The following is a 10,325-nucleotide window of genomic DNA, read 5'->3' as shown; positions in this document are numbered from 1 at the left end:
GTGAGTTTCGTGCTGTCACCTGTATCCCAGGACCGCGGGCCGGACGGGGCCGCGGTCGTGGTCCTCGGGGTGTCCGCCACGGCCTGGGCGGCATTGGCGGACGCCGGGATCGGGGCCGACCGGTTGGATCCCGATGCCACCGCCGTGTTCCTGGAAGGACGCGCGGACGGCCCGATGCCCGGGCCGGTGGTGGACGACCTGCCGACCGGTGATCCGCCCGCACGCAACGCCGTCGCGGCCGCGCTTTCCTGGCTGCGTGCCGGTGCCGACCGGGTGGCGCTGGCGGGTGCCGCGGGCGGGTTCGTGGTGTTGAAACGGTGGGCGGATCTGGCGGGTGGGCGCGGCTACTGCGTCGTCGACCTCGCTCCGCACGGGTCAAGGGCGTTGTTCGACGCCGTGCGGGCTTTCGGTGCCGAACCTGCCATCACCGGTGCCTGGCCGTTGCTGCTCTCGGCCCGGTCGGACGCCCAGCTGCGGGCCCGTGCCGGGCAGGTCGCCGAACAGCTGCTGGCGGACCTGTACATCGCGGATTTCGGGGCCTCCCTCGCTGCTGAGGCCACTGCCGGGTGCCGGGCGGCTGTCGTAGGGGCCGACCGGGCCGGGTTGCGGGCCGGATTCCAGGCACTGGCCGGTGGCTGTGACCATGAGGGCGTGGTGCACGGCACCTCGGACGCGCGCGGTGGCGTGGTAATGGTGTTCGCCGGTGCGGGCGGGCAATGGCGCGGGATGGGCGGCGGGCTGTGGGACGACTCGCCGGTGTTCCGCGAGAGCGTGCTCGCCTGCGCGGACGCTTTCGAGCCGTACGTGGACTGGTCGCTGGTGGACGTGGTTCGCGGCCGTCGCGGTGCGGCATCGATGAACCGGGTGGACGTTGTGCAGCCCGCGCTGTTCACGGTCGCGGTGTCGCTGGCGGCCGTGTGGCGGGCGTTCGGGGTGCACCCGGCGGCCGTGGTAGGGCACTCACAGGGTGAGATCGCCGCCGCCTGTGTCGCGGGTGCACTGTCCTTAGTGGACGCCGCGCGCGTGGTGGCGGTGCGCAGCCGCATCATCGCCGAGACCCTGGCGGGCAAGGGCGCCATGTTGTCCGTGCCGTTGCCCGCGGCGGAGGTCCGCAGGCGGGTGGCCCGGTGGGACGACCGGGTCGCGGTCGCGGCGGTCAACGGACCGGCGACCACGAGCGTGGCCGGTGCGCCGGACGCGATCGAGGAGTTCTTCGCGCAGCTGGTGGACGAGGGCGTCCGGGTGGCGCGGATCGTCGCCGACTTCGCCTCCCACTCAGCGCAGGTCGGCGAAATCCGCAGCGCGCTTCTGGAGGGGATGGGCGAGATCCGCCACCAGGCCACCGACATCGCTTTCTGTTCCGCTGTCACCGGCGATGTCCTGGACGCCACCCAGCTGGACACCGAGTACTGGTACCGGAACCTGCGCATGCCGGTGGAGTTCGACAGCGCCGTGCGCAGCTTGCTCGGCCGCGGGTTCCGCACGTTCATCGAACCGTCCTCGCACCCACTGCTGACCGCGCCGGTCGAGGAGATCGCACGGGACGCCGGGGCCCGGGTCACCGTCGTCGGCTCGCTGCGGATGGGCGAGAGCGACGCGCAACGCATGCTCACATCCCTTGCCACGGCCCATGTCAACGGCGTCCCGGTCGACTGGTCCGCGGTCTACCGACCCGCGATGAGCCGGGTGCCGGGTGACGTTTCGCACGGATGACAGCCATGGAGGTGTGGTGTCAGAACAGGAAACACACAGTCTGATGATCCTGGGAGCCGGGGTCATGGGCGTCGGGATCGCCACGCTGGGCATCGGGTTCGGCCTGCGGGTCACGCTGGTCGACGTCGATGACGGCAAGCTCGCCGACGCGCGCCGCCGGGTCCGGCAGGAGCTGAAGCTGGCGCAGCTGATGGGCGCGCTGCCGGAGGACCGCGCCCGGGGTGAGCTGGTCACCACGGTGTCGCCGGAGGACGGCGCGGAGGCGACCGCGGTGATCGAGGCGGTCACCGAGCTGGCCGAGGTGAAAACCGCCGCGCTGGCGCGGGTTTCCGCGTTGGTCAAGCCCGGGACCCCGGTGGTGACCAACACCTCGTCGATCCCGGTCGACGAGCTGGCGGACGCCGTGGCCAGGCCGGAGGACTTCATCGGCACGCACTTCATGAACCCGCCCTACCTGATCCCCATGGTGGAGGTGATCCGCGGCCGGCGGACCGCAGCCACCGCCGAGGAGAGGCTCACCGCCGTTCTCGCCGCACTGGGTCGCAAATCCCTTGTGGTGGCTGACAATCCGGGGTTCGTGACCAGCCGCGTGCTGCACCCGATGATCAACGACGCGATCCGGGTGGTGCGGGAGGGCACGGCGCCCGCGGAGACGGTCGACGCGCTGTTCGAGGGGTGTCTCGGCCACCGCACCGGGCCGCTGCGCACCGCGGACCTGATCGGGCTGGACAACCTGGCGGACTCGCTGCGGGTCCTGCACCAGCGCACCGGCGACGCCGGGTGTGAACCCGACCAGCTCCTGCTGGAGAAGGTCCAGGCAGGTGACTTCGGCCGGAAGACCGGCCGTGGCTTCTACGAGTACGGAGGGATCAGTTCATGACGACGACCGAGGTGATCGCCGACCGGATCGCCCAGTTCCTCAAGGAGCGCACCAGGATCAGCTGGGAGCCGGATGCCGACATCTTCGACAGCGGCGTGGTGTCGTCGCTGTTCGCCACCGAGCTGGTCGTGTTCCTCGAGGAGGCGTTCGACATCGAGATCGGCGGCCGTGACCTGCGGCTGGACAACTTCCGCACGGTCACGCTGATGACGGGGCTGGTGCAGCGGCTGCGTGAGGCCGGCGACGAATGACTGCGACTGGACCCACCGGGCTGGACGAGCTCATCGCCTTCGCCGGCGACATGATCGGTGACGAGGCCGACGCCTGGGACCGCGCCGGCACGATTCCCGACGACGTCGTGCGCAAGTTCGCGGCCCAGGGGGTGTTGTGCGCACAGGTCCCGGCCCGCTACGGCGGCCTCGGGCTGACCAGCGCGGACAACGGTGAGCTCACGGCGTTCGTCGGCAGCCGGTGCAGCTCGCTGCGCAGCCTGATGACGTCACAGGGCATGGCGGCCTGGACCATCCAACGGCTGGGGGACAAGCCGCAGCGCACGGCTCACCTGCCCCGGCTGGCCGGTGGTGAGGTGGCCGCCGTCGCGTTCAGCGAGCCGGGCGCGGGCAGTGACCTGTCCGCGATGGCCACGACGATCGAACCCGACGGCGATTCCGTTGTGGTGACCGGCGAGAAGGTCTGGATCACCGCCGCCTGCTATGCCGACCTGCTGGTGGTCTTCGGGCGTTACGGCTCGCAGGCCGCGGCGGTCGTCGTCCCGGCCTCGGCGCCGGGCGTGACCGTGGAGCGCGTGCCGGAGCCGCTGGGGTGCCGGGCCGCCGGTCATGCCTTCGTGCGTCTCGACGGGGTCCGTGTGCCTGCTGCCGACGTCCTCGGCGGGGGCCAGTCGACCGCGTTGCTGGTCACGGCTGCCTTGGCGTACGGCCGGATCTCGGTCGCGTGGGGGTGCGCCGGCATCCTGCGTTCCTGCCTTGCTTCGGTGAGCGGGCACGCACGCCGCCGCGAACAGTTCGGGAAACCGTTGGCGGAGCACCAGCTTGTCGCCCGGCATGTCGCGGAGCTGTTGGCAGCGGAGCGGATCGCGACCCGGATGTGCGCACATGCCAGTCAGTGCTGGGATATGCGGTCGCCGGAGATGGTGTCGGCGACCGTGCTGGCGAAGTACGTCAGCTCCCGGCACGCGGTGGCCGGCGCCGCGGCCGCTGTGCAGGTGCTCGCCTCGGCGGGTGCCCGCAACAGCCACCCGGTGGCACGGGCGTACCGGGACGCCAAGTTGATGGAGATCATCGAAGGCAGCACCGAGATCTGCGAGCTGATGCTGGCCGAGCACGCACTCGGCGCCTTCGCCTGACGACTCACGAGAGGGACTCCGGTGAGCGACAACGGCACGACCATGGTGAAGTGCCTGGTATGGGACCTGGACAACACCCTGTGGCAGGGCACCCTGCTGGAGGACGGCGAGGTGCGGCTCGCCGAGGAGATCCGCCAGGTGGTCAAGGAGTTGGACGCGCGAGGCATCCTGCAGGCCGTCGCCAGCAGGAACGACCACGAGCCCACCTGGGCGCGGCTGACCGAGCTGGGGATCGCGGAGTACTTCGTGCTCGCCGAGATCGGCTGGGGACCCAAGTCCGGGTCGGTGGCCGCGATCGCGCAACGGCTGAACTTCGCGCCGAAGACGATCGCGTTCATCGACGACCAGCCGGCGGAACGCGCGGAGGTGCAGTACCACCTGCCGGAGGTGCGGTGCTACCCGGCGTCGCAGGCACTCGAGCTGACCTCGTTGCCCGAGTTCACGCCCACGACGCGGACCATCGACTCCGGCAAGCGCCGAGCCATGTACCAGGCCAACTTCCGCCGGGACGCCGAACGCTCGCAGTACACCGGGCCGGACGAGGACTTCCTGCGTTCCCTGCAGCTGGAGCTGACGATCGTGCGCGCGACCGAGGCGGAGCTGAGCCGGGTCGAGGAGCTGACCCTGCGCACGAGCCAGATGAACGCCACGGGTGTGCACTACAGCGACTCGGTGTTGCGCGATCTGGTCGCCGACCCGGCCCACGAGGTTCTGGTGGCGACGCTCACCGACCGGTTCGGCACCCACGGCGCGATCGGCGTGCTGCTGGTGGAGTACCACGCCGCCGTGTGGCACCTGAAGCTGCTCGCGACATCCTGCCGCGTGGTGTCCTTCGGGGTGGGCACCGCGATCCTGAACTGGCTGTGCGCTCAGGCGTTCCAGGCCGGGGTGCACCTCGCCGCGGACTTCCGGCGGACCGACCGCAACCGGATGATGGAGATCGCCTACCGGTTCGCCGGTTTCGAGGACTCCTCGTGCCCGTGCCTGGACTCGGTGGCGGCCTCGCCTGACGTGCAGCGCCTGCACCTCGCCGGTGAGCACCGCGACCCGCCGAACACCATGCGCCTGAGCACACCCACCCTGACCCGCTGACCAACCGGTTGGAGCCGTTGGAGCCATGGCCACTCAGATCGCCGCCACCGACGAGGTGCTCGCCTACGTCGAGGACATCTCCCCGCCCGAGGACCCGGTGCTGGCCGAGTTGCGGACCCTGACCGCCGAACTGCCCGGCGGCAGCGCGATGCAGGTGCCACCGTCCGAAGGCCGGTTGCTGAGCCTGCTCGTCGCGTTGACCGGTGCGGCCACCGTGCTGGAGATCGGGACCTACACCGGCTACAGCACCCTCTGCATGGCCCGGGCGTTGCCGCCCGGCGGCCGGGTGATCACGTGCGATATCAACAAGAAGATGACCGCCATCGCGCAGTCGTTCTGGGACCGCGCCGGCGTCGCCGACCGGATCGACCTGCGCCTGGGCGATGCCCAGGAGACGATGGCGGGCCTGTCCGCGGGCACTGTCGACCTGGTCTTCATCGACGCCGACAAACAGAGCTACCCGGCCTACTACACCAGATCGGTGGAGCTGGTGCGTCCCGGCGGCCTCATCGTCATCGACAACACGCTGTTCTTCGGGCGTGTGCTCGACCCCGCCGCCGACGACCCCGGCACCGCCGGCATCCGCACCGTCAACGAACTCGTGCAGTCCGACACCCGCGTCGAGACCTGTGTCCTGCCCTTCGCCGACGGCCTCACCCTGGCACGCAAGAAACCCGCATAGCCCAAGCGCCGGACGGCAGGTGGCGCCTCGGCGCCGAGGCGCCACCTGCCGTTGATGTGGCTCTACTTCAGGAAGAACGCGCCGATGATCGTCTGTTCGACGGCGTTGCCGTTGGTGTCGCTTGCCTTTGCCTTGAGTGACACGGAGCCGGCTCGTGGTGGATGGGCGATCAGGGTGAACCACCTTCCCGCGATGGTGAGCACCACAACGGGTTTCCACGTGGCACCGTCGTCATAGGACACTTGGACGACGGGTTTGCCCGCTGTGCCACCGGCATTGTGGTCGACGGTGACCGGGACCAGCGTGGGCAGTAGTCGCGGTGCCTGGTTGTGGTCGTCGAGCAGCGGGGCGAAGCGGACCGCCAGCAGGGGAAGGGCTTCTGGGTTGTCGCCGGTCACGGTGGTGGACTTGAAGGTCCAGTCCGCGGTGACCTTACTGGACATCGGGGTGTCGCGGGCCGAGTCGGTGTGGAGCTGGTAGCTGGCCGGTCCGGCGGGGACGGTGAAGTCGGCGAAGCCGGGGTAGGGCGTGGTGCCGATCTGCTTGCCGTCGAGGGAAAGTGTGGTCGTGCCGCTGCTGTCGGAGAAGCCGTAGCGGTGCGGTGCCCGGTCGGCGTAGAGGGGCAGCTGGAAGGTGACCTGGTCGCCGTACCGCGATGCCCACGCCCAGGGCTGCTCGGGATCGGCCGGGAAGGCCGGGCCGAAAACGCCGTTGTTCCACCGTTCCGTCGCGTGTCCCGGCGCGAACGTTCGCACTCCCACGCTGGACAAGCCGGACTCGGCCGGCGCGAGGATCGGGTCGGAGGTCTGCGAGAACCGGCCCAGCCAGGGCACGTTGGGGGTGTAGAACTCCTGGAGCGTGAACGGCAGTTGCCGGAGGACCATTCGTTCCCGCATGCCGTACTTGCCCGCGCCGGTCGCCGCGTGTTCCGAGCGGACCTTGGTCAGTTCGTTGTCGTGGATACGGTCGACCAGATCAGCCGGGACGCGGCCGTCGGTTTCGTGGTGCACGCTGTACAGGTAGGGGCTGTCGTTGAAGGTGCCCTTGCCGTCCGGCTCGGCCATCCGTGCCTCGGTGTAGTACCGGAACTGCCCGGCCGCGGTGGCGACGCTCGTCGATGGCCGGACGACCACGTCGGTGAAGTCTCGCGTGTAGATGTCGGTGCTCGCGCCGCCCGGTGTCTTCGTGACCCGCGCGAAGCCGATGTTCCCTTCGCCGCACTGGGCGTTCGGTTGGTCGACGACGAAACCCGCAGGCTTGCCGTCGCGGGCGTCGATGGTCAGCGTGCCGGGCTTGTCGACGACATACTCCGGCTCGGCCGCCAGGGCGAGTTTGCCTGTTCCCTGGGTGACGACGTCGATGTAGTAGCGCCCCTTGGGCAGGCGCGTGGTGACCGTGCCTGAGGCGTCGTAGGGCTGGTAGGTCTTCGGGGTGTCGATGTTGATCAGGCGCGCGGTGTAGTCGGGGGTCGGTGTGCCGTCGAAGCCGAGGAACTCGAGTTTCACGTCGTAGCTCTCGACTTCGCGGTTCACCGCGACCGGGATCCGGGTCTCACCGGCGAGCAGCACACCGCTGTACAGGCCGTCCGGCGCGGTCACCCTGGTATCGGTGGTCAGCGTGACTTGCGCTTGGCCGCCCGCGGGAACAGACACGGTCGATGGGGACAGCGTGAACATGCCGGCGGGCGCTGGGTTTCCGTCTGGGCCGCGGATATCCGTACGCAAGTCCAGTACGACGGCTGAGGTCCCGGAGTTGTGGTAGGTGACGGTTGTGGTGATCGGGGTGTCGTCGTTGTGCGGCCAGCGCGCGATGCCTTCGCTGATCGTCGCGGGGGAGGAGTACACGTTCTGCGCGACGGCCTTGGCGACATCGACGCGTCCGGCGCCCTGGTCGAAAACGGTCCGGGCCGGGTCGGGCTTGGCGCTGTTCATCAGCGCGGCCTTGAGCTCACCGGCCTGCCAGCCCGGGTGTTCGCCGGCCAGGATCGCCGCGGCGCCCGCGACGTGCGGGGCCGCCATCGACGTGCCGGACAGGCGGACGTGGGTCTCGTCCACGGGTGTGCCGACCAGTCCGTGGGTGGCCTTGGCGGCGGCGATGTCCACGCCCGGTGCGGTGATGTCGGGTTTGATGGCATCGTCGCCGAACCTGGGGCCACGGCTGGAGAACGGCGCCAGCTGGTCGTTGCGGTCGACCGCGCCGACGGTGAGCGCGGCATCGGCGGCGGCGGGACTCCCAGGTGTGCCACCGGAGTTGCCCGACGCGACCACGAACAGCGACCCGCTCTCGGCCGTGAGCCGGTTGGCCGCCAACGACAGCGCGTCGTTGCCGTCGCTGGGAAAACGGCTGCCGAGGCTCATGTTGATGACGTTCGCGTGCTGCGCGGCGGCCCACTCCATGCCCGCGATGATCCACGAGTCCTGGCCGCCGCCGCCGTCACTGAGGACTTTCCCGTTGAGCAGCTTGGTGTCCGGGGCGACGCCGGTGTATTTCTCGTGCCGCCCGGTGATGATCGACGCGACGTGCGTGCCGTGCCCGAAGTGGTCGTCCGCGCCGTACTGGCTGGGGGTGAAGTTCTGTGCCTGCACGACGGCGTCGGCCAGATCCGGGTGCGTGGCGTCGATGCCGGTGTCCAGCACGGCCACAGTCGTGCCCTTGCCGGTGTAGCCGGACTGCCAGGCCTGTGGCGCGCCGATCTGCGGCACGCTGTGGTCGAGCATGGCCTGTACCGGGCCGTCGAGCCAGATGTGTTGCGCCGACTCGAGGGGACCGAACCCGGCGGTCTTGTCCACGCGGATCGCCGCGCCGCCGATGCTGGGCAGGTCACGGACCTTGTTCTTGGTGCGGGCCAGCGCGGTGCCGCTGACGATGAGCGGGATGTCGTTGCGGGACTTGTCGTCGTAGTTGTTCTGGGCGAGTTTGCCGACGTTGAACAGCCTGGGGTCGATCCGGTGGGCGCGCAGCATGCGGAGGGCGTCCTCGGGGATCACGTGCAGGTCGCCGGACTCGTCGCGCTGCTGGACGAACCGGATCCGCTCCCGGCCCTTGGCGGGTTCGACCACCGCGCCGTGCGGGCCGGTCAGCGTCACCTTGTCGCCGGTGAGCAATGTGATCGTGGCGGCCGGACCAGCCCCCACACCCGCGGAAGCCGCCGGGGCCGCGACCCCGGCGCCAGGTGGCACTACCGTCACACCCGCCAGCACGCCGGCGAGTAGCCATGCAACTGTTCTTCTTGGGCTCATACCGGCAAGACCCGTGGCTCACGGCGACCGTTGAGGCCTGCGCGCGGGCTTTCGTTCCCAGCTGTGCCACAAACTGTGAATCCCCACCGCGATCGGCGCGTCGTGCGGGCGTCACCAGGTCACGGGCAGGGACGTAACGCCTTGGATCGGGGAGAAGGCCCGGAACTCGATCTGCTCGAACGGCACGGCCAGACGCAGTGCCGGGAAGCGGCGCAGCAGGGCGGGCAGCGCGGCTTTCAGCTCGATACGGGCCAGCTGCCGGCCGAGGCACTGATGGACGCCGAAGCCGAAGGCGAGGTGTGGCACCGGTTTGCGGTGCACGTCGAGTCCGGCGTTCGCGCCGGCGATGGCGGGGTCGTGGTTGGCGGCCAGGACTGACAGCGACAGCCATTCACCGGCCGTGATCCGGTGACCGTTGACGTCGAGGTCGGTCGTGGCTCGCCGGTCGAGATAGCTGACGATGGAGAGGTAGCGCAGCAGTTCCTCGATCGCGGGAGTCGTCAGTTCGGGGTCGTCGCGGACGGCGGCGAGTTGTTCGGGGTTTCGCAGCAACGCCAGGGTGCCCAGGGCGATCATGTTCGACGTGGTTTCGTGCCCGGCGATGAGCAGCAGGGTGCCGAAGCCGATCAGTTCCTCGTCGGTGATCTCGTCGCCGTGCTTGGTGATCACCTCGCCGAGTACGCCGTCGCCGGGTTCGGCGCGTAAACGGGCGACGAGCTCGGCCATGTAGGTGTGCATCGCGGCGTAGTTGGCGAACTGTTCCTGCTCTGTGCGGGTGGCGTCGAGCAGGATCGCGCTGCGGTGCTGGAAGTCGGCGCGGTCGGTGTAGGGGACGCCGAGCAGTTCGCAGATCACGAGTGAGGGGATGGGCAGGGCGTACGCCTCAACGAGATCGACCACCGGACCGGACGCATGCATCGCGTCCAGCCGGTCGGCCACGATCCGCTCGATCGAGGGCCGCATGCCCTGCAGCCGGCGGACGGTGAACGCTCCGGCCAGCATCCGCCGCAGCCGCGCGTGTTCCGGTCCGTCGTAACCGAGCAGGAATCCGGGCTGGTTGAACAGGGTCCGTGGCGCGTCGGGATCGGCGTTCATGTCGGCGGCGACACGTTCGTGTGCGAACACCGCGTGGACATCGTCGTAGCGAGTGACAGCGCGGGCGTCGAACTGCCCGAAGAACGGGTGGTAGCGGGGGATGGTGGGCAGGCCGGTCTGCTCGCGTAGCGCGGTCAGCTCGGTTGCCGGTTCGAAAGGACAGTGTTGCGCACGGCGGCCGGTCAGCAACTCTGATACAGAATGTCTCACAGTGAGCACTGTGTCACGATCCGATCTATGAGTCAACCTGTCTCACAG

Annotated in this window: 8 protein-coding genes; 6 read left to right on the top strand and 2 right to left on the bottom strand. The window is 69.5% G+C overall.

Features of this window, described 5'->3' with window-relative positions:
• The 6 genes from AB0J95_RS25995 to AB0J95_RS25970 are packed head-to-tail and all read left to right on the top strand — an operon-like array spanning position 1 to position 5,733.
• Positions 1–1,713 carry an acyltransferase domain-containing protein gene (locus tag AB0J95_RS25995; RefSeq protein WP_364762803.1) on the top strand — a complete coding sequence of 571 codons (1,713 nt, stop codon included), beginning with the start codon at positions 1–3 and terminating at the stop codon, positions 1,711–1,713.
• A gap of 16 nt (positions 1,714–1,729) precedes the next feature.
• Positions 1,730–2,593, top strand: a complete 864-nt coding sequence (locus AB0J95_RS25990; protein WP_364762800.1) for a 3-hydroxyacyl-CoA dehydrogenase family protein — start codon at positions 1,730–1,732, stop codon at positions 2,591–2,593.
• Positions 2,590–2,844, top strand: coding sequence for an acyl carrier protein (locus tag AB0J95_RS25985; protein ID WP_364762797.1), 255 nt, complete (start codon positions 2,590–2,592; stop codon positions 2,842–2,844). Before AB0J95_RS25990 ends, AB0J95_RS25985 begins: the two co-directional genes overlap by 4 nt.
• The gene (locus AB0J95_RS25980; RefSeq protein ID WP_364762794.1) at positions 2,841–3,959 is read left to right on the top strand and encodes an acyl-CoA dehydrogenase family protein; all 1,119 of its coding nucleotides are present in this window, start codon (positions 2,841–2,843) and stop codon (positions 3,957–3,959) included. The genes AB0J95_RS25985 and AB0J95_RS25980 overlap by 4 nt, the downstream gene beginning before the upstream one ends.
• A gap of 42 nt (positions 3,960–4,001) precedes the next feature.
• Entirely contained in the window at positions 4,002–5,051 is a 1,050-nt protein-coding gene (locus AB0J95_RS25975; RefSeq protein ID WP_364762879.1) for an HAD-IIIC family phosphatase, read from the top strand.
• 25 nt (positions 5,052–5,076) lie between these two features.
• Positions 5,077–5,733, top strand: coding sequence for a class I SAM-dependent methyltransferase (locus AB0J95_RS25970; protein WP_364762791.1), 657 nt, complete (start codon positions 5,077–5,079; stop codon positions 5,731–5,733).
• Between the two features lie 62 nt (positions 5,734–5,795).
• Here the strand turns inward: AB0J95_RS25970 and AB0J95_RS25965 are convergent, their stop codons facing one another.
• Together AB0J95_RS25965 and AB0J95_RS25960 are read right to left on the bottom strand one after the other, a co-directional pair.
• Complete coding sequence (locus AB0J95_RS25965; RefSeq protein ID WP_364762788.1) at positions 5,796–8,921, bottom strand: S8 family serine peptidase; 3,126 nt, start codon at positions 8,919–8,921, stop codon at positions 5,796–5,798.
• Positions 8,922–9,083: 162 nt separating this feature from the next.
• Positions 9,084–10,277 (bottom strand): cytochrome P450, encoded by a 1,194-nt coding sequence (locus AB0J95_RS25960; RefSeq protein WP_364762785.1) that lies wholly within the window; start codon positions 10,275–10,277, stop codon positions 9,084–9,086.
• Between the last annotated feature and the right edge of the window lie 48 nt (positions 10,278–10,325).

The sequence above is a fragment of the Actinocrispum sp. NPDC049592 genome (genome assembly GCF_040675465.1).
Classification (GTDB): domain Bacteria; phylum Actinomycetota; class Actinomycetes; order Mycobacteriales; family Pseudonocardiaceae; genus Kibdelosporangium.
This window is presented reverse-complemented; position numbering and strand designations above follow the sequence as displayed.

What these genes read in the sequence shown, in the direction of transcription:
- AB0J95_RS25985 (WP_364762797.1), top strand. Translation starts at nt 2,590, where the DNA reads ATGACGACGACCGAGGTGATCGCCGACCGGATCGCCCAGTTCCTCAAG.
- AB0J95_RS25980 (WP_364762794.1), top strand. Translation starts at nt 2,841, where the DNA reads ATGACTGCGACTGGACCCACCGGGCTGGACGAGCTCATCGCCTTCGCC.
- AB0J95_RS25970 (WP_364762791.1), top strand. Translation starts at nt 5,077, where the DNA reads ATGGCCACTCAGATCGCCGCCACCGACGAGGTGCTCGCCTACGTCGAG.
- AB0J95_RS25975 (WP_364762879.1), top strand. Translation starts at nt 4,002, where the DNA reads ATGGTGAAGTGCCTGGTATGGGACCTGGACAACACCCTGTGGCAGGGC.